Below are 20,101 nucleotides of genomic sequence, written 5' to 3'. Positions count from 1 at the left end.
AACAAAAAAAATCCAGTTCTGTAAAACAAAACTGGACCTTGAATACAATTAAAATAATATTATCTATTCACCCCTTGCTGTGAAATCCAACGAACATATTCAGCTTTGTTGCGGTTGTGCTGTGCTAATGTTTTTGCAAATTTATGATAGCCAAAACGCTGCGTATTCGCTACAAAATAATAGTAGTCATGCTTTTCATAATTTAATACGGCATCAATAGAAGAAATATCAGGCATTGCAATTGGTCCTGGGGGCACGCCTCCATATTTGTAGGTATTGTATGGAGAGTCCAGTTCTAAATCTTTATATAAAACACGTTTAATAACTTGATCAAAATCATTTTCAGCTCGTTTTTTAGCATAAATTACTGTTGGGTCTGCTTGTAAAGGCATACCACGTTCCAGTCTATTAACGTAAACACCCGCAACACGAGGTCGCTCTTCAACTTTAGCGGTTTCTTTTTGAACAATGGCCGCTAAAGTCATTACTTGAGCAGGGTTTAAATTTAATTTATTTGCTTTTTGGGTGCGACTTTCGTTCCAAAAGCGGTTGTATTCTGTTTTCATTCGATCGCGAAAGGTTTCTGCACTGCTGTTCCAGTAAAATTCATAAGTATTTGGTATGTATAAAACCAAGGCTGTTTCTTCGGTTTGTCCGGCTTCTTTTAAAAAAACGGAATCTTTCATTGACTTCAATAAAGACAAACTATCGGCTTCAATTTGTCTGGCAATGTTTCCGGCCAGGTCTTCAATACGCTCTTGATTATTAAACTTTACTTTAATAGGAATGTTTTTACTGCGAATGGTATTAATTATATCATTGTTATTCATCCCCTTTTTAATAATGAAATGACCAGCCTTTATATTACTTGCATATCCTTTTTTTTGAGCAACAGCAGTAAAGTCGTCCATATCTTTTAATAAGGGTTCCAATTCCGAAACCACATCTTGATAGGTAGCATCGGTGGGAATATAGATATGGGCCTGTTCATTATTAAATGCTGTATTAGGTGAAAAGACGGTGCTGTAAACATACCAAGCAAATCCGCCCATAGCAACTAAGCCCAAAAGCACAACGGCCAATAATATTTTTTTAATGTACATCGTGAATTAATTGATAAAATAGTTCATTTTTATAGTTTTTCCCAGACTTAATCCAGTCTTTTTTTATACCACTTTCGGTATAACCAGCTTTTTCAAAAAGTTTTATGCTCTGCTGGTTGTCTTCGGTAATGTTAGCATACAACTGGTGAATGTTCAGGTGCTTTACTGCATATTGGTTAATTAATTGCAAGGCTTCAAAAGCGTATCCTTTACCTTTATTTTCTTCTGAAAAAATAATAATACCAACCCCTGCCCTACTGTGTTTAGGGTCAAAATCGAACAAATCAACAAACCCAATAGTTTCTTCTTTTATAATAGTGCAAATAACCAAACGTAGTTGTTTTACATCGTAAATATCCCGATGTGCGTTGTCTAAATACTGTTCTAAAATATGTTTAGAAAAAGGTGTTGTGGTATTGCTTACTTCCCAGCCGTTTTCGTCATTCTCCAAAAGATAGAGAAAGTCCAAGTCAGAAGTTTCAAGAGCCCGAAGGTATATTTTTTCTCCTTTTAATGTTGTCATTCCCATTCTCCTTTAAAAACCTTAATGGCAGGACCTTGTAAATGGACATTGGTATATCCATCTTTATTATTTTCAAATGTTACTATTAGTTTCCCTCCCGGGGTTTTTAACTGTACACTATCACTTTTTGTTAACTCTTTTTTATGCATTGCAATAGCAACAGCTGTAACTCCAGTACCGCAAGACAGTGTTTCATCCTCCACTCCTCTTTCATATGTTCTAACGGAAAAAGTGTTTTCTGAAAGTTGTTCTACAAAGTTAATGTTGGCTCCTTCTTCCCCATATGTTTCATTCCGAAGTTTTCTTCCTTCTGAAAACACATCAAAAATTGAGATATTATCGACCAATTCAACATGGTGCGGCGAACCTGTATTCAGAAAAAGGTACTTGTCATTTATTTCAATTTCTGAAACATCGTTCATTTTCAGCGAAACGGTATCGTTTTCAATGCTGGCGGTGTGCATACCGTCTATGGCTTCAAATTTTGTACTACTTTCAATAATGCCTAAATAATTTGCAAAGTGAACAATACATCTTCCTCCATTGCCGCACATAGAACTTTCTTTTCCATCGGCATTAAAATACACCATTTTAAAATCTACAGTAGCATGGTTCTCTAACAAGATCAATCCATCGGCCCCAATGCCAAATTTTCGGTCACAAAGTCTAGCAATCAGTTTGGTATCATTTTTGGATAAAATTGATTGACGGTTATCAATCAAGACAAAATCGTTACCGGTTCCTTGATATTTAAAAAACTGAAATTTCATGGCGACAAAGGTACTAAAAGCTTTTTCGCTAGAGTATAGTTAATTCTTGTTAAATACACGTTAAAAATGAAATTTCAGAAAAATATAATCGTCTTTAATCATGTTAGTTAATTATAAAAAATAGTTTTAAAATGAAACAGACAATTAGATTAGTAGCTGTTGCGCTGTTTGCCGGCGCTGTTACGTTAGGTGGCTACAAGTACTTCGTTGAACCTGACCAAGAAATTGCCCTGACCACTTCTCAAGAAGGTGTCAATAACTTTATCCCTACCAACTTTTCAAATTCACCGGTTAGCAGTACTAACGCAGATTTTACCGAAGCTGCTGAAAAAACGGTGCACGCTGTTGTACACGTAAAAAATACAACAATAAGCAAACAACCCACCAATATGACGGAATACTTTAACGGTGGCGGAAAGCCCCGTGCTGTCGTTGGTGCTGGTAGTGGTGTAATAATTTCGCCCGATGGTTATATTGTGACAAATAACCATGTTATTGCAAATGCTTCTGAACTGGAAGTAACTTTAAATAACAACAAAATTTATAAAGCTAAATTAATAGGCACCGATCCTAAAACCGATATCGCTTTAATTAAAGTTGTCGCTGACGAAGATTTACCTTTCATTCCTTTTGGAGATTCAAACAATGTAAAATTAGGAGAATGGGTTTTAGCCGTTGGGAATCCGTTTAATTTAAATTCTACCGTAACTGCTGGAATTATCAGTGCCAAAGCACGAGATTTAAACCAGTTTGACAGCAATCCACAATCGTTTATACAAACCGATGCTGCTGTAAACCGTGGTAATAGTGGCGGTGCCTTAGTGAATGTTCGAGGTGAATTAGTGGGTATTAATACGGCTATTACTTCTGAAACTGGATCGTATGTTGGGTATTCCTTTGCGGTGCCATCCAACAATGCCCGAAAAGTAATTGAAGATATCATGGAGTTTGGTAATGTACAACGTGCCATTTTAGGAATAAATGGTGGAACTTTAAATACAAATGTTGCCAGGGATTTAGGCATAGATGAAACACAAGGTGTATATATAGCTAGCGTTGAAAAAGGAAGCGGAGCCGATAAAAGCGGCCTGAAACAAGGCGATGTTATCAAGAAAATGGACGGTCTTTCAGTAAGTAAATTTTCAGATTTATCGGGTTATCTAGGCTCTAAACGTCCAAATGATGTAGTAGATGTAACCATACTTCGCAATGGAAGAGAAAAACATATACCAGTCACATTGGTTAAATTAGAAACTTTTGAAATTGAAAACCTTGGGTTAGAAGTAAAAAATGCTAATTCAGCTCTTTTAAAACAACGAGGTGTTGATAATGGGGTTATTGTTTCAAAAGCATTGAGTAAAGATATGGCTCGATATAATCTAGAAGGCATTATTATTACTAAAATAAATGACGAAGTTGTAGAAGATATAGACGATGCCAAACGCATAATAAACAACCGTGATTTTAATGCACCTATTAAAATGACGTTTGTAAATCAGCGAGGTGAATTAAACTCATTTATCTTTAGATAATACATTTGTGATTTTTAAAGAAGCACCCCTTGTAAAACCACGGTTACCCAAGGGGTGTTTGTTTTAGGTTAATATTAACTTCCCCAAACCGAAGAAAATACCTATTTTTGCAGCGATTTTTAAACCCTTAAACAACACAACCATGAGCTTTGATGAAGTTTATGAAAAAGAGCTTTCTTTTCAAACCGACCGCCGTAAGGCTTCCGTAGAATTTATTAAGATTATTAGTGACCTTTGGTACGACAAATCTATTGAGTTGGTTCTTTTTCGCAACCAGTTAATAGACCGCAACGTAAGTGAAATATTAAACCTTCACGAATACGCGGGCGAATTTGTACAAAAACCAATTTCAATTTTTGATTCCGTTGAAATAGCTCAGGCAATTAAAACGCTTGATGTACCACCGGCAAAATTGGACATAGGAAAACTTACATACGAATATCACCTTGAAGACAACCAGTATGAAAATGCTATTGCCTTTGTAAGTGATAAACTTAAAAACGCAAAGGAAAAAGAAGACATCTCTCCTAAAGATGTTGTGTTGTACGGTTTTGGTCGTATTGGGCGTTTATTAGCTCGAGAGTTGATGACACGTACCGGTCAAGGAAACCAATTGCGTTTGCGTGCTATTGTAGTTCGTGGAAATGTAGACCAAACCATACTTGAAAAAAGAGCTTCTTTATTGCAAAACGATTCAGTTCATGGAGATTTCCCTGGTACGGTTCGTGTAGATTTAGAGAACAAAGCGTTGGTGATTAATGGAACGACTGTTCATATTATTTCAGCAAACGCTCCAGAAGATATTGATTACACAGAATATGGTATTGAAAATGCTTTAATAATTGATAATACCGGAGCATTTAGAGACCACGAAGCGTTGTCTAGACACTTAAAAGCAAAAGGTGCTGCAAAAGTATTATTGACAGCGCCAGGCAAAGGGGTTCCTAACATTGTTCACGGTGTTAACCATACGGAACACGATCCTGAAAAAGTAGATATTTTCTCTGCAGCTTCATGTACTACCAATGCCATCACTCCTGTATTAAAAGCAGTTGAAGATTCATTAGGTGTGGTTCACGGACATTTAGAAACCATTCACGCATATACCAACGACCAGAATTTGGTTGATAATATGCACAAGAAATACCGAAGAGGCCGTGCTGCTGCCTTGAATATGGTTATTACTGAAACCGGTGCGGGAAAAGCCGTTTCAAAAGCATTACCTTCTTTTGAAGGGAAATTAACATCAAACGCCATTCGTGTGCCTGTTCCTAATGGATCGTTAGCGATCTTAAATTTGGAATTGGAATCTAAAACATCGGTTGACGGCATCAATTCTATTATGAAGAAATATGCCCTAGAAGGTGATTTAGTTGAACAAATTAAATACTCATTGAGCAACGAACTTGTATCAAGTGATATTGTAGGTTCATCGGCTCCTTCAATTTATGATAGTAATGCAACTATCGTAACCGAAGACGGTAAAAATGCCGTATTGTACGTTTGGTATGATAACGAATATGGTTATAGTCATCAAGTAATTCGCTTAGCTAAGTATATTGCTGAAGTAAGACGCTATACGTATTATTAATTGATTAAAAAGTTTCAATTACATCAAATCCCGCCAACGTGCGGGATTTTTTTATGACTTCATTAACTGAAAATCAGTCACATTTCGTTGAAATTTGATACAAAACCTTCAGAAATGACTGAAAAGAAAAAAAGGCGCGGCTTTAAAAAGAAGCGATACACCATACCTATTATCATTATAATCCTATTGGTTGCCTTTAGGATATACCTACCTACTTTAATAAAAAATTATATAAACGATGTTTTAGCAGATATTCCCGGATATTATGGCCAAGTAGAAGACATTGACCTTGCCTTGTATCGTGGTGCGTATGTTATTGATGGCATGTATTTAGATAAAGTAACTGCCGATACGCAAGTTCCTTTTTTAAAATTTCCGAAGAATGACATCTCCATAGAATGGAAGTCACTCTTTAAAGGGGAAATAGTTAGTGAGATTATCATGTACAATCCAGAGGTTATTTATGTATTTGAAGACCAAAAGCAAACCCCAGCAGAAGGCGAACCAAACGTAGACGATTGGACCAAAGCCTTAACCGATATCGTTCCGTTAGAAATAAATAATTTTGAAGTTTATGACGGAAAATTAGCCTTCGTGCAGTTACAAGCAGACCCAAATATAGACTTGTATATAAACCAACTAGATTTAAAGGCAAAAAACCTTCGGAATGTAGTAGAAAAAAACCGAGTACTCCCCTCACCTATTACCGCAACAGGAGTTTCGATAGGACAAGGAAAGGTATCTCTTGACGGAAATATGAATCTCATCAAAGAAATTCCCGATATGGATATTGCATTTTCATTAGAAGATGCCGATGCTACTGCGCTTAATGATTTTACCCGTCATTATGCCGGGCTAGATTTTGATAAAGGAACATTTGGTGTTTACAGTGAAATCGCCATTGCCGATGGTTATTTAAAAGGATATGTAAAACCTTTGTTGACAGACACTAAGTTAATTGGAAAAGACGATGGCTTTCTAGGTGTTTTATGGGAAGGCTTTGTCGGTATTTTTAAATTTATCCTGAAAAATCAAGGAACCGATACCCTCGCCACACGCGTACCTCTCGAAGGCGACTTAAATAATGTAGAGTCTGGAGTTTGGCCAACCATATTCAATATTTTTGAAAATGCATGGATACAAGCCTTTAAAGGCGAAGTGGATGATGATATTGATTTTGAAGACGCTTTTAACGACCCCAACCTTACCAAAGAAGAGAAAAAAGAACTTCGAAAAAAAAGAAGAGAAAAGCGCCGGGAAGAACGTAAAAATGATACGACCGATGGTTTTTTTAAACGTCTTTTCGATGGAAAAGAAAAAGAAGAGGATGATAATTAATTTCGTAAAATGAAAATTCTAAAAGCCACCGAACAACAACTAGATCAGTTAGTACCATTATTTAATGGATACCGAATATTTTATAAACAACCCGACAATCCCGAAAAAGCCAAGGCATTTTTAAAAGAACGCTTTCGGCAAAACGATTCGGTTATCTTTATGGCCTTTTCTTCAGACGATCAAGCTATCGGTTTTACACAATTGTACCCTATATTTTCATCAGTTCAAGGAAAACGTGCTTATATTTTGAATGATCTTTTCGTTTCAGAAAAAAGCAGAGGAATGGGAACAGGCGAAGCATTATTAAAACAAGCCGTAGCTTTTGCTAAACAAGAAAACTGCATTGGACTTTCTCTTGAAACCGAAATAGATAATCCTGCACAACATTTATATGAAAAAATGGGTTGGGTAAAAGATGAACATAAGTTTCATTATTCATTGAAGGTTTAATTCTTCATAATTTACCGTATTTTTGAAGCCATAAATAGCTAACCTTTCATAAATGCGCATCGATATCCTCACAGCAGTTCCAGATTTATTACGAAGCCCTTTTGAAGCTTCCATATTACAACGTGCCATTGATAAAAACATCGTTTCTGTACACTTACATAATCTGCGAGACTACTCCAATAATAATTACAAGCAAATAGATGACTACCAATATGGAGGCGGTGCCGGAATGGTCATGATGATTGAACCTATTGACAAGTGCATTGCCAAATTAAAAGCCGAACGAGAATACGATGAAGTAATTTACATGACACCCGATGGCACTACTTTTAATCAAAGCATCGCAAATGAATTATCTTTGAAAGGAAACATCATTATTCTTTGCGGTCATTACAAAGGTGTCGATCAGCGGGTTCGTGATCAATTTATAACGCGGGAAATTTCAGTAGGTGATTTTGTATTAAGTGGTGGTGAGTTAGGTGCAGCTTTAGTTGCCGATGCCGTTATACGTCTTATCCCCGGTGTATTAGGAAACGAAACTTCAGCATTAACTGATTCTTTTCAAGATAATCTTTTAGCACCCCCTGTTTACACTCGACCTGCAGAATATAAAGGATGGAAAGTCCCCGATATTCTAACTAGCGGGAATACCCCAAAAATTGAACAATGGCGGGAAGAACAGGCGCTGCAGCGCACACAAAAATTACGTCCAGACCTTTTGGATGAGTAATTAAAATCATAGTTTTTTTATAGTATTCTGAAATTTACGTGATTATACCTAGGGTAGTTTTTAAAAAAGAAACTATCTTTATAAGTAACTAACAATCACCATACAATGAAACCACTACTACTGTTCGCGGTATTAGCTTGCGTTTCGTGGAGAAGTCTCCCCCAGGATTCTTCCAAAACACAAGGGGATACAATTAACTTAAATATTGGCAATGGCGACATTCAAGTTCCCATTATCAGCGATTCCATTTTGGAATATGAATCTTTTCAGAAATCCATAGCGGTTTCAAAAAAGAACAACAACCCTAAAAAATTGGCAAGTGCTTATATCGATTTGGCAACTTGGCACGAAAACCATACGGTACTGGATTCTTCCATAGTCTACCTTAAAAAAGCCATTTCGGTTTATAAAAAACAGGGATTAGATAAAGAGCTAGCCGAAACCTATCTTTTACTAAAAGCGAATTACGGCAGTACTGCTGCTTACGAAAAAGCTTCAGAAGCTGTATATAAAGCTTTAGATCTTTATGAGAAAATGGACGATCAACAAGGTATTGCAAGGTGCTATACTTCTATTGGAGATCTGTTTTATTATTCAAACAGGTACACAGAAGGAGCAGAATATTGCAAGAAGGCCATTTCAATACAAGAAAAATACGGCTATGAAAAAGATATAGCGCTATCCTACAGAAGGTTGGCTGAAAATCAATTGTTCCTTTCTAGCTTAGAAGAAAGTTTAAAAAATATGAACAAAGCTATACAGACCTATAAAAAGGTTGGTGAAACTGGTGCTCCTCTTTTAGCTTGCTATAACGGACGCGGAAACATTTATAAGTATCTAGAAGAATATGATAAGGCGATTGCAAACTACAACCTTTGTTATGAAGGCGCAAAAAAAATGGGATTGGAGCAATATACCATGCCTCCTACAGCAAATATTGGCCATGTGTTTTTACTTCAAGGAAAGTACACCGAAGCTTTACCCTACAACTTAAAGGCCATAGAGATAATGAAACGTACTGGCAATACTAAAAACCTTTGGGAAAACTACATGCACGTCTCAAATATATATCGACAGTTGGGTGATTATAAAAATGCTTTGGAGTATCATGAGCTCTATGAGCGAGGCCATGCAGATTATTTAACTTCAATCACATCCAGAATTGAAAGCGAACTTCACGTTAAATATGGAACAGCCCAAAATAGGATTGAAATTGAAAATCAAAAAAATAAAATTGAAAATCAGAAAAGAACACAAATCCTTTATGTAAGTCTTGCAGTTCTTCTTGCTATTATTCTCTTCGGAATGTTTTTCACCATGAAAAATATACGTAAAAAACGAAAAGCTCTTTCTCTGTTAAACACCGAATTAGATGCAAAAAACAAGCAAAATGAACTCTTACTAAAAGAAATACACCATCGCGTAAAAAATAATCTAGAAATGGTGAAAAGTCTTATTGCGTTACAATCGGCTCAACTTACCGACAAGGCCAGTAAAGAAGCTATGCTCGCCAGTCAAAACAGAGTGCAAAGTATGGGGATAATTCATCAAAAACTGTATCAAGGCACCAACTTAGGTTCTATTGAAATGAAAGACTATTTTATCAATTTGAGTGAAGGGGTTTTAGACACTTTCAATGCAGATGATAAAGTAAAAATAGAATGTGCTATGGAGGAGTTGAACTTAGATGTAGATACCGCAGTACCTATTGGGTTAATTGTAAATGAATTATTAACCAATGCATTAAAATATGCTTTCCCAGAAGGAACCCAAGGAAAAATAAACATTAGTCTTAAAAAGGAAAACAACGATTTGCAGTTAAAGGTGTCAGACAATGGAATTGGTAAAACTGAAAGCTCCACACCTAAAGGAACAGGATTTGGAACCCAGTTAATACAATTACTAACACAACAGCTCAATGGAACGCTCTCTGAAGACCATAAAAAAGGTACTACTGTTTTTTTTAACTTCAAAAATTATAAAATAGCCTAATGCCAGATCCTGTTAAAATATTGATTGTTGAAGATGAAATGGTCATCGCCGCTAATATCTCGCTACAATTGAGTGATTTGGGCTATGACGTAACAGGTATTTTACCCAGAGGAGAAGAAGCACTGCACCACATCCAAGAAGCAGTCCCCGATATTGTTTTAATGGACATACAGCTAAAAGGTGAATTAGACGGAGTTGAAACTGCGCTTTTAATGCAGGTAGAACACAATATACCCATCATTTATCTTACTGCAAATGCCGACGAAGCCCATTTTAATCGTGCCAAAGAAACCCATCCTTACGGCTTCGTTTCAAAGCCTTTTAAAAAATTGGATCTACAACGTGTGATTGAATTGACAGTGGAACGTATTAATTATAGGAACCTCTCAAAAAATAGTCAAATTTCAGAAAAAAAACAACCTGATCCTTTTATTTTAAGCGACCGTATTTTTGTGCGCCATCAAGAACGAATGGTAAAAATAGACACCAAAAATATTTACTATATTGAAGCTGATCGTAATTACTGCCGTATTTTTTCTAAAGACCGAGAATATCTTTTGGTAATGCCTCTAAAGGATGTGGATGAAAAACTTCCTGCAAAACACTTTTTGCGTATTCACAGATCCTACATCATCAACCTTACCTGCGTAGATGAAATTGCCGGCACCCACGTAGTCATTTCAAAAAAAGCCATCCCAATGAGCAAGGCCATGCGAACGGAACTATTGAAGCGTTTACAGACCCTGTAAACAGAGATATACCATTATTGTATAGTGTTCTATCTACAATATTTACATTTTCTACTTCAATCCTCATTTAGCTTCGGCAACTAAAAGCTTCCCTTCGGAAAGAAAAGTAGCCCCTTCATCCTAACTCACTTGTTTTCAATGCATTTGTGTCGTTACTTCGGGGAACGATTTAATACAAACCATATAAATCAAAAATTATGAAAACAACTAAACTACATGTAGCAATCTTTTTATTCATTGCTTGTTTTGCATGGCAAACCAATTATGCTCAAGAAAGTCCGGTTTACACAGTGACCACTTGGAAGGTAACGATTCCCGAAAATGGCAGCAATGCAGAACTCAACACATTGCTAAAAGAATTTCAGCAAAAAGTTGTGATTCCAAACAATAAGGTTGTGAGCGAACGTGTGCTACGTCATCTGTCTGGTACAGATTCACGAGATCTTACATTCATTACCGAATATGCCAACTGGAACGATATTGATGAAGCTGCAACCATTCAGGGAGAGCTTATGGAAAAAGCATGGCCAGATGAAGCCAGCCAAAAGGAATTCTTTAAAAAGTTCAATAAATATTTCTTGATGCATTCCGATGAAATCTATACGGGAATGCCTGAAATGAATAAGAATTAATTAACAAAACCCATTAGCCTCTCTGTTTTATCAAACAACAAACGGGGAGGTTTAAAACCAATAAAATTATGAAAAAATTATTCCTTTTAGGACTTGCAATAGTCCTCTTCAGTAACTGCGAAAGTAATGTAAAACAACGCTACACCCAACAATCACCAGAAATTGACACCTACAAAAAAGTGATCGATGCTTACGAAAAAAAAGACTGGAAAGCCTTGGCCAGTCATTATGCAGATACAGTAAAAATAATGAACAATGTGGTTGAAACGGAAGGCCAAACACTGTCAGAATTGGTTGCTAGTAATAAAGAAGACGCCTCACTTTTCGCAAGTTGGAATTTTGTGGACAAAGAATCTGAATACGAAATGGTAATAACAGACAAAAACCAAACATGGGTGAATTTTTGGGGCCTTTGGGAAGGAAACCTAAAAGCGAACAATAGAACCTATTCTATTCCCGTCCACATAACCGCCCGTTTTGTGGATGGTAAAATTGTGAAAGAATTTGGCTATTGGGACCCATCTAAAATCATGTTGGATATGCAGGAAATTCAAATGAAGGAGATGGAAGAAACGGCAAACAATGAAGAGTCCAATCCTGAAAATGAATAATATTTCAAGTCTCACTGGTTTTAGAAACTTGTAAAACCATTTAATTTAAAAATTATGAAAACAGTAGGTATCATAGGTGGGGCGGGCTTTATAGGAAGCTACATTACTAAGAAATTTTTGAAAAAAGGTTTCAATGTAAAGGTTTCGGTAACCGATATTAAAAAGAGTGAAAAGTACAAACACCTTTTTAATCTTGAAAATTCGGATAACCTCAACATAAGCTCACTACGAGTGGAAAACTTGGAAGTTCTAAAAGATTTTATCAGCGATTGTGAACTTGTTATCCATGGCGGTACCCCTTTTCAATTAGACGTTAAAGATCCACAAACAGAACTTTTTAATCCCACCATCAAAGGGACCGAAAATTTTCTTGAAGCCATAAGCGAAACCCCGAGTATTGAAAAAGTGGTTTTTATCGCATCGGTAGCAGCGTGGAACACCAATTTCCCGTTACCATCCCACGGAAAAAACCCAACAGACACTTTTAATGAAAACGATAAAAAATACATTAACACCGAAAGCCATCCCTATGCGCAGGCCAAGTTTATGGCCAACCAAACGGTTGAAAAATTTACAAAAGACCATCCTACTTTGCATTTTGAAATCACTTCGGTTTCGCCTGTGGGTGTTATGGGTAAATCTTTATCAAATAGAGAGGATTCCACTTCAACTGGATTGCAATTTCTGTTTAAAAACAACATTGCCCCCAATCCATTTGTACAAATGCTCTATGACACCAATGCAGAATTTGCCATAGTAGATGTTATCGATGTTGCAGAAGCCATTTTTAAAGCTGCAACAATTTCTGGATTGCACGGCAAAAACTATTTGTTGAGCAGCGAAACCTATCCCATTAGTGATTTGAACTTGATGTTGAACCACCAAACCCCAAAAAACAAAGCAAGCGTAGTATATGAAAACACAATGGCAAGAAACGATTTGGGAATTCAGTTTAGACCAGTACAAGAAACATTGAATAGTTATTCCGAACAACTATAGAAGACAATACCAAGTAAATCAATTTTAACCAGCCAACCATATGTTGGCACAACACTAACATTATGAAAAAAATATTTTTATTAGCGCTTTTAGTGCCCTTTTTGGCACTGTCGCAAAACAGCAACGAATACGGTGTATTTGAAAATGCACTATTAACCCCCAACCCTGCGCAAGTAAGCCAGTTTGAAAAAGGATTGGCAGCACATAACAAGGAATATCACGGAGAAGGCACCTATGGCGCACGTGTGTATTGGGTTTCCAATGGGCCGAACACGGGAAGTTATGTATGGGTCATGGGACCATTCCCTTGGAGTTCTTTAGACAACAGGCCCGCTCAAAAAGAAGGCCATGATGCTGACTGGAATACAAACGTTGCCCCATATACAACAGCAGATAGCGGCGCGCAAAGCTACTGGCGTTTTAACGCAGAATTGTCTAGATTTTCGAAGAATTTCACTATAAAAAATATGGAGGTGGACACTTGGGACATAAAGCGAGGCAAATACAAAGAAGCTATGGCCTTAGTAAAAAAAATCCACGACGTGTACACCTCAAAATCGCCTGAAGACACCTATGGTATTTACACCAATGAATTTTCCAGCACCAAAGAAGGACGAGACCTGGCGGTTATTTCATTTTTTGAAAAATCGGCATGGTTGGGCGAAGATCACGACATTTCAAATAAATATGATGAAATGTACGGAGCCGGAAGTTGGGACCAGTTTTTAAACGATTGGATGGAAGTTACCAACGGTGGCGAAACCGAGATTTGGATTTATGTTCCGGAATTAAGTGGTATTAGTGGTAATGTAAAAGTTGCTGAAAGGAATTAATCCAAAGAAGATAAGTGTATGGTTTGGCAGTGCTATGCCATACACTTTTTCTTTAAAAAGTCTCAAAATATTCTTTAATACCAAAAAACAAAGCGATGAAACCCGAACAAACACACTGGACTAAAACAGAACTTAAAACTTATATCCTACTGCTCTGTGCTAAAGCGGACCAAGTGGAGGATGAAGAGGAACTAAACTTTATAAAATCAAAAACGGCAAAAACTACTTTTGAAATAATATATGAAGAATTCTGCCGTGATGACGAAGATAAAAGTTTAGAGAAAATACAAGATGCTATTGCACACCAAGATTATTCAAACCAAGAACTGGCAGCACTAAAAATGGAAATCCAACAGGTTTTTTCCACAGACAACAAAGTGGTAATAAAAGAACGTAACATGGGCTGGATTTTGGATAATATTCTTTACTAAAGTTGAAGTTGAAGAAAATCAAGTATCACACTCATAGCTCATAGCTCATAGCTCACATAGCCAAACAAAATCATGAAAACAAATATACATACTCTCCTTTTCTTTCTATGGATTGGCATTGTTTCGGCAACAGCCCAAAACCCAGATCCACACGGAACAGATGAATCTGCTATTACGGGAATGGTTTCTTTGCAATTGAGTCAAGAAAAATTAGTCCCCAATAACATTATTTATAAAACAGGAAATCCAGCCGATTGGCCTGCCGAACTGGATGCCGTTCTTGCCGCGCCCAGCAACCACAAAGTAGTATTGGAAAATGATAAGGTAAGAGTCTTAGAAGTTACACTTAAGCCAAATGAAATAGAGCCCTTGCACCACCATCGTTGGCCAAGCGTACTCTATATTCAGGAAGCCGGTTATTTTACAGATTCTGATAGAGAAGGTAACATCATTTTTGATTCACGGAAACTGCCGGGACCTTTAACTTTTCCACTAACCATGTACAAAGAGCCTGAAGCACCACATTCGGTTGTAAACTTAAGCGATACCAAAACTATAAGGCTTATTCGCGTTGAAATGAAGCAGTAAAAAATAGAAACCAAATAATTCAAAAAAAAATGAAGACAACTAAGTTTTTAACATTAGGAATTGCTTTAGTAGCAGCAATTTCAATCTCCAGCTGCAACGAAAAAACCAAAGCAGAAACAACAACAGTAGAAAAATCGGAACCCACTGAAACTGTTATTGTAGATGAAACCCCAGACTACTTTCTTTTACGCCCAGAAATAGAAAAAACCTATGGCTATTCGCACGCGGTAAAAAATGGTAATAACATAAAAATATCTGGTGCCGTGAGTATGAACGATGAAGGCAACCCAACCGCTGTTGGCGATTTTGAGCAACAAATGAAAAACTGTTATGCTGATTTAGATAAAATCCTAAAACATTATGGCTGCACCTTCGATGATGTTGTTGTGGAAAATGTGTTCACTACAGATATGCCTAAATTTCTTGAATTTGCTGGTTATCGAGCAGAAATCTACAAAAAGCAATTTCCAACTGGATCTTGGCTGGGTGTTAAAGAATTGGCTTTACCTGAATTTCTGATTGAAATAGAATTGGAAGTATATAAAACAGAGTGATCAACAAAAATTAAAACAACAAAATTTAGCATTCACATTATTTAATAATTTAATCAGAAATAAACAACCACATGAAAATATTATCCAAAATTCTTATTGTATCGTTCCTTTTTTTAGGATTCGCTGCAGCCAGCCAATACCTACCACAAGCACTTTCAAAAATTAATACCGAGGGTTTTCAGAAATCACAGGTTATGAATCTTATCACAGATTTATCTGATGTTTACGGACCAAGATTAACGGGAACAGATCAATATTATACTGCTGCAGAATGGGCTAAAAAAACCCTCGAAAATTGGGGAATGGACAAGGTGTATTTCGAAAAATATTGTGACGATTGTATGGGTTGGGAAGTAAAATCATTTAACGTAGAAATGACCTCACCTGCTTATATGAAAATACAAGCCTATCCGTATGCTTGGACGGAAAGCTCCAATGGAGTGCAAACCGGCGATTTAATTTGGATTGAAAATCATGATGATTTAGAAAAAGTAAAAAAGCAATGGAGCGGAAAATTAAAAGGAAAAACAGTTTTAATTGGTTCAGCACCAAAACAGAATATGTTATTTGAAGCTCTTGCTACTCGCTTTACGGAAGAACAAATTAAGGAAGCTGAAAAATCTATTAAACCTGCTCCAAATAATCCGTTAGGTTCATCGATTGGAGATGTAGATTTAATTGAAGATTTAGAAGTTCTTTTTGCGAATTTTATGAGAAAGGATGATGCCTTTTTTGCATTCTTAAAAGCAGAAGGTGCAATAGGTATGTTAGGAACTACACCGTTTTTCCCAGGTGTTATCCATCCAGGTGGTACTTATAATTTTAGGGAAAAAGATGCGAAACCACTTCCCTATTTTGCTATTTCGCCTGAAAATTTCGGAAAATTAAAACGCTTGACCGATAGGCAAATTACTCCAAAAATTAAATTTAATTTGGATTCTGAATTGTATTTAAAACCTGAAAACAATGTAAATATTTTAGCAGAAATCACAGGTTCAGATCCTAAATTAAAAAACGAAGTGGTGATGATAGGTGCCCATTTTGATTCTTGGCATTCAGCATCTGGCGCAACCGATAATGGCGCAGGTTCTGCCGTTATGATGGAAGTGATGCGAATTATAAAAGCATCAGGAATAAAGCCAAAACGCACAATACGAATCGCACTTTGGGGTGGCGAAGAGCAAGGTTATGTAGGGTCTTTAGCTTATGCCGAAAACCACTATGGAAAAGTAAAGCAAACGACACGAAAAAAAGAGGTTGAAAAAATTTCGGCTTACATAAATATGGATAACGGTGCTGGCCAAATGCGGGGAATCTTTTTACAAGGCAATGAAGCGGCAAGACCCATCTTTCAACAAATGTTGGCACCGTATGCACATTTAGACGTCAACAATCTTACAATCGAAAACACAAATTTTACCGACCACGATGTTTTTGATTATTATAAAATACCTGGATTTCAAATCATTCAAGATCCGCTAAACTATAATACAATAACACATCATACCAATTTAGATGTTTTAGAATATGTTCCAGAGCGTGATATAATGGTCAATGCTACTGTAATTGCAGCACTGGTTTATCAAATTGCACAAGAGGATTTACGTTTGCCGAGAGAAGAGTAAAGAATAATACTCGTTTCATTTAAATGAGTCACACAAATGGAAGTATAAATACTAAAAAACTAAATCGAAATAAAAGATTAATTAAAGCAAAAAAAATCATGATTAAACTAACAGTCTTGTATGGACCCCCAACAGACATTACAGCATTTGAAGATTATTATGCCAACACCCACTTGCCCAAAGCAGCAAAAATGAAAGGGCATACAAAGCTTGAACTCACTAAATTTTTAAGTGCTCCAGATGGTTCAAAAGCTGCCTATTACAGAATGGCGGAATTTTGGTTCTCCAGTCCAGAAGCTATGCAAACGACCATGGGTTCTCCTGAAGGACAGGCCATGGCTGCAGACCTGACCAATTTTGCAACTGGGGGTACAACGCTGTTGGTTGGAACTGTGGAGAAATAATAAACTAATTCTAACCAAAATATTAAAATAAAATAATATGAAAACAGTACTCATTACAGGAACAAGCAAAGGCATTGGCCTTGAAACAGCATTAACATTTGGTCGTGCAGGACACAAAGTATTTGCAACCATGCATAATCCCGAAACAGCTTCGGATTTTTAAGCAAAAAATCAAAAATGAATCTTTGGACATCACGATATCTAAAATGGATGTCGATTTTGATGCTTCGGTATCGGGCTATTAAGTAAATCATAAAAGGAATATGCTAAAAGCTATTAGTACAAAAGGAAACAAGTTATGATAAAACTCTTCCGAAATGTCCGCCGAAACCTTCTCAATGAAGGAAAGACTTCAAAGTATTTAAAATACGCTATTGGCGAAATAATACTTGTGGTTATTGGAATTTTAATTGCCTTGAGTATCAATAACTGGAATTCCAATCGGATTAAGCATCATAAGGAATCTGTGTATTTATCTAATATTCAAAGAGATTTGGAAGAGCAGCTCATATCCATAGAGCAACAAATGGCTTTCGAATTTGAAATTCTAAAAGCTGCGAAACCGATTATCATTTATTACAAAGCAAATCACGAATTTAAGGTGGACAGTACCTTTACAGCCACCATTGGCAAACTAATGGCACGGATGACTTTTGTGAAAAACAATCCAACTTACATTGAATTGCTGTCGTCGGGAAATATCGATATTATCAGTAATGATGGCTTAAAAAACGAGTTGATAAAGTATTACCAAGAAATGGAACGTATTGAAAAAGTCATCAATAAAAATAACAATCTTTTTACCGATGCTGTATTTGTTCCCGAAATGCTCAAATTGACTGAGATTCAATCGACCGACCTTTATGAAAGAAACATGTTTCAAGGTATTTTATCAGATATTCCTGCCGAAATATCAACTGATATTGTGAGCCTAAATGAAGCTAATTTAGAAGCCATTACAAGGTCGAATTTGCAAATTCCCGAGAAACAGCTTTTTATGATCAATGCGATAAATTACAGATACCAATTGGCAATTATTCATTATAGATTACTGAACAAACAGAAAATAAAGACCCAAGAATTGTTGACCAAACTTAAAGAAGATGATTAAATTATTTAGAAACATCCGTAAAAACATGCTAAAAGAAGGCAAAACCAGTCGCTATCTCAAATACGCAATCGGCGAGATTATCCTTGTTGTTATTGGAATTTTAATTGCCTTGAGCATCAACAACTGGAATCAAGAACGGGTCAATAGGGCTCAAAGCAATGAGCTGTTGAGAGGCATTGTCAAAGATCTTGATCAAGATATTGCGGGCCTCAACCGATCCATCGATTTTACGGTGTCAAGGTTGGACTTTTTAGAACGTCATATGCGGAAATCAGACTTCTCTACCACTGCCACAGACACCTTGTTCAAGCTATTCGATGGTACAGCACGTCCATTTACCATGACCGTTCTTAGTTATGAGAAAGCTAAGAATCTAGGTATCTCCGAATTGTGTTCGAATGATTCATTGGCATTTCGGATTAATAAGTACTACACCCATACCTTGGATTGGAGTACGCTCTTGTACAAAGTTCAATATGACGAGATGACATCGTTGAATGCTTATTGGGTGAAAGAGTTGGAAGGACTTGAGTTCGAGTTCAACATATCTTTTCCAATCCCCTACTTGCAGGACTCTGTTGAAAGAAGAAACAATGCAATAGCTGGCATTATGAGCCCACGCGGAAGAAATCATATCCGGTTAGAGTGCAATTCACATGAGATTGTGATTAAAAATCATAGGAAGTACCTTGAAATAGCTCAAGGATTAAGAAGAAACATTAAAGGTTATTTAGCTCAATAAAATGGCTGTTACATGATTAAATTTTTCAGACATATAAGACAACGCATGATAAAAGAGAATCGTTTTTCGAAATATATGCTTTACGCTTTTGGCGAAATAATCCTTGTTGTTATCGGTATTTTAATTGCCCTTTATTTGAATAAAAAACAGCAAGATCACACCATTCAAAAGCAACAAGAAAACTATTTGATACAGATTAAAGGAGAGATGGCAAATAACCTCAAATCACTCTCGGCAGAAAAAGAGGAGTTGTCCGGCACATTGGACAATGCTTATAAAATTATTAATATAATGAATAATGATAGCCTGATAGATAATCTTACAGAACCTGATTTATCACGATTAATTTATGCCGTTCTTAGTGAGGATATTATTTTCTTTAATGAAAATGGGGCCTTGAACCAAATTATCTATTCTGGAGGATTAAAAGAAATAAGGAATGACAGCATTAGCGGTTTACTTGCTTCTTGGGAGGGAAAAGTTAATCGAGTACGGTCACAGGAAGAACAGGTAGCTGAAGCTACTGATTACCTCAAGAATTACTTAATTCAATACGGCGATTTTAGAAGCTTCATTGATGATATGGGATTTTCAAAAGCGATTGGAATAGATCTAGCTAAGTGTAAACAAGGCAATAAAAACTTGTTGCGGTCAAAAGAATTTGAAAATTATATGTTTCGATTTGTTGCTGGTGGTAATCCGCTACAATTAGACGCATATCCTAAATTTGAAAAGGAAATGCAATCACTTATCAAGTTGATAAACCAAGCATTGAAAGGTGAAAAATAAAACA

General features: G+C 36.4%; 23 protein-coding genes. 20 read left to right on the top strand and 3 right to left on the bottom strand.

Annotated features, from left to right (window positions below; all coding sequences use genetic code 11):
- Nucleotides 1–59: 59 nt before the first annotated feature.
- From mltG to dapF, 3 genes are read right to left on the bottom strand one after another with little or no spacing between them, the layout of a single operon-like run.
- Entirely contained in the window at nucleotides 60–1,103 is a 1,044-nt protein-coding gene (gene mltG / locus DZ858_RS08635) for an endolytic transglycosylase MltG (RefSeq protein WP_117159154.1), read from the bottom strand.
- Complete coding sequence (locus DZ858_RS08630; RefSeq protein WP_117159568.1) at nucleotides 1,093–1,626, bottom strand: GNAT family N-acetyltransferase; 534 nt, start codon at nucleotides 1,624–1,626, stop codon at nucleotides 1,093–1,095. The genes mltG and DZ858_RS08630 overlap by 11 nt, the downstream gene beginning before the upstream one ends.
- Nucleotides 1,623–2,396: a diaminopimelate epimerase gene (dapF, locus tag DZ858_RS08625; protein ID WP_117159153.1), complete on the bottom strand. Its 774-nt coding sequence runs from the start codon at nucleotides 2,394–2,396 to the stop codon at nucleotides 1,623–1,625. Before dapF ends, DZ858_RS08630 begins: the two co-directional genes overlap by 4 nt.
- A 131-nt stretch (nucleotides 2,397–2,527) precedes the next feature.
- On the opposite strand from dapF, the gene DZ858_RS08620 reads away from it, so the two are divergent.
- From DZ858_RS08620 to DZ858_RS08525, 20 genes are all read left to right on the top strand, one after another.
- Nucleotides 2,528–3,928, top strand: coding sequence for a trypsin-like peptidase domain-containing protein (locus tag DZ858_RS08620; RefSeq protein ID WP_117159152.1), 1,401 nt, complete (start codon nucleotides 2,528–2,530; stop codon nucleotides 3,926–3,928).
- 142 nt (nucleotides 3,929–4,070) lie between these two features.
- Nucleotides 4,071–5,519 (top strand): glyceraldehyde-3-phosphate dehydrogenase, encoded by a 1,449-nt coding sequence (locus DZ858_RS08615; RefSeq protein ID WP_117159151.1) that lies wholly within the window; start codon nucleotides 4,071–4,073, stop codon nucleotides 5,517–5,519.
- Nucleotides 5,520–5,633: 114 nt separating this feature from the next.
- A complete protein-coding gene (locus tag DZ858_RS08610; protein ID WP_117159567.1) occupies nucleotides 5,634–6,857 on the top strand; it encodes a DUF748 domain-containing protein in 1,224 nt (407 codons plus the stop codon).
- A 9-nt stretch (nucleotides 6,858–6,866) separates the two neighbouring features.
- The gene (locus DZ858_RS08605; RefSeq protein WP_117159150.1) at nucleotides 6,867–7,307 is read left to right on the top strand and encodes a GNAT family N-acetyltransferase; all 441 of its coding nucleotides are present in this window, start codon (nucleotides 6,867–6,869) and stop codon (nucleotides 7,305–7,307) included.
- Between the two features lie 52 nt (nucleotides 7,308–7,359).
- A complete protein-coding gene (gene trmD, locus DZ858_RS08600) occupies nucleotides 7,360–8,037 on the top strand; it encodes a tRNA (guanosine(37)-N1)-methyltransferase TrmD (RefSeq protein ID WP_117159149.1) in 678 nt (225 codons plus the stop codon).
- A gap of 105 nt (nucleotides 8,038–8,142) precedes the next feature.
- The gene (locus DZ858_RS08595) at nucleotides 8,143–10,029 is read left to right on the top strand and encodes a tetratricopeptide repeat protein (protein WP_117159148.1); all 1,887 of its coding nucleotides are present in this window, start codon (nucleotides 8,143–8,145) and stop codon (nucleotides 10,027–10,029) included.
- Nucleotides 10,029–10,778: a LytR/AlgR family response regulator transcription factor gene (locus tag DZ858_RS08590; protein WP_117159147.1), complete on the top strand. Its 750-nt coding sequence runs from the start codon at nucleotides 10,029–10,031 to the stop codon at nucleotides 10,776–10,778. Before DZ858_RS08595 ends, DZ858_RS08590 begins: the two co-directional genes overlap by 1 nt.
- Nucleotides 10,779–10,975: 197 nt before the next feature.
- A complete protein-coding gene (locus DZ858_RS08585; protein WP_117159146.1) occupies nucleotides 10,976–11,410 on the top strand; it encodes a hypothetical protein in 435 nt (144 codons plus the stop codon).
- A gap of 68 nt (nucleotides 11,411–11,478) precedes the next feature.
- Nucleotides 11,479–12,021 (top strand): nuclear transport factor 2 family protein, encoded by a 543-nt coding sequence (locus DZ858_RS08580; RefSeq protein ID WP_117159145.1) that lies wholly within the window; start codon nucleotides 11,479–11,481, stop codon nucleotides 12,019–12,021.
- A gap of 54 nt (nucleotides 12,022–12,075) precedes the next feature.
- Nucleotides 12,076–13,020 carry an NAD-dependent epimerase/dehydratase family protein gene (locus DZ858_RS08575; protein WP_117159144.1) on the top strand — a complete coding sequence of 315 codons (945 nt, stop codon included), beginning with the start codon at nucleotides 12,076–12,078 and terminating at the stop codon, nucleotides 13,018–13,020.
- A 62-nt stretch (nucleotides 13,021–13,082) separates the two neighbouring features.
- On the top strand, nucleotides 13,083–13,853 hold the full coding sequence (locus DZ858_RS08570) for a hypothetical protein (RefSeq protein ID WP_117159143.1): 771 nt from the start codon (nucleotides 13,083–13,085) through the stop codon (nucleotides 13,851–13,853).
- 95 nt (nucleotides 13,854–13,948) lie between these two features.
- Nucleotides 13,949–14,284 carry a hypothetical protein gene (locus DZ858_RS08565; protein WP_117159142.1) on the top strand — a complete coding sequence of 112 codons (336 nt, stop codon included), beginning with the start codon at nucleotides 13,949–13,951 and terminating at the stop codon, nucleotides 14,282–14,284.
- Nucleotides 14,285–14,356: 72 nt separating this feature from the next.
- Nucleotides 14,357–14,872, top strand: coding sequence for a hypothetical protein (locus DZ858_RS08560; RefSeq protein WP_117159141.1), 516 nt, complete (start codon nucleotides 14,357–14,359; stop codon nucleotides 14,870–14,872).
- A 29-nt stretch (nucleotides 14,873–14,901) separates the two neighbouring features.
- On the top strand, nucleotides 14,902–15,426 hold the full coding sequence (locus DZ858_RS08555; protein WP_117159140.1) for a RidA family protein: 525 nt from the start codon (nucleotides 14,902–14,904) through the stop codon (nucleotides 15,424–15,426).
- A gap of 71 nt (nucleotides 15,427–15,497) precedes the next feature.
- A complete protein-coding gene (locus DZ858_RS08550) occupies nucleotides 15,498–17,051 on the top strand; it encodes a M20/M25/M40 family metallo-hydrolase (RefSeq protein WP_117159139.1) in 1,554 nt (517 codons plus the stop codon).
- 98 nt (nucleotides 17,052–17,149) lie between these two features.
- Nucleotides 17,150–17,455, top strand: a complete 306-nt coding sequence (locus tag DZ858_RS08545) for an EthD family reductase (protein WP_117159566.1) — start codon at nucleotides 17,150–17,152, stop codon at nucleotides 17,453–17,455.
- A gap of 37 nt (nucleotides 17,456–17,492) precedes the next feature.
- A complete protein-coding gene (locus DZ858_RS15240) occupies nucleotides 17,493–17,618 on the top strand; it encodes an SDR family NAD(P)-dependent oxidoreductase (protein ID WP_205120350.1) in 126 nt (41 codons plus the stop codon).
- Nucleotides 17,619–17,753: 135 nt separating this feature from the next.
- A complete protein-coding gene (locus DZ858_RS08535; RefSeq protein ID WP_117159138.1) occupies nucleotides 17,754–18,566 on the top strand; it encodes a DUF6090 family protein in 813 nt (270 codons plus the stop codon).
- A complete protein-coding gene (locus tag DZ858_RS08530; RefSeq protein ID WP_117159137.1) occupies nucleotides 18,559–19,308 on the top strand; it encodes a DUF6090 family protein in 750 nt (249 codons plus the stop codon). Before DZ858_RS08535 ends, DZ858_RS08530 begins: the two co-directional genes overlap by 8 nt.
- A gap of 12 nt (nucleotides 19,309–19,320) precedes the next feature.
- Nucleotides 19,321–20,097 (top strand): hypothetical protein, encoded by a 777-nt coding sequence (locus DZ858_RS08525; protein ID WP_147309580.1) that lies wholly within the window; start codon nucleotides 19,321–19,323, stop codon nucleotides 20,095–20,097.
- Nucleotides 20,098–20,101: the final 4 nt, after the last annotated feature.

Source organism: Marixanthomonas ophiurae, assembly GCF_003413745.1.
Taxonomy (GTDB): domain Bacteria; phylum Bacteroidota; class Bacteroidia; order Flavobacteriales; family Flavobacteriaceae; genus Marixanthomonas; species Marixanthomonas ophiurae.
Note: the sequence above shows the minus strand (reverse complement) of the source record. Positions and strands in the feature narration are given on the sequence as shown.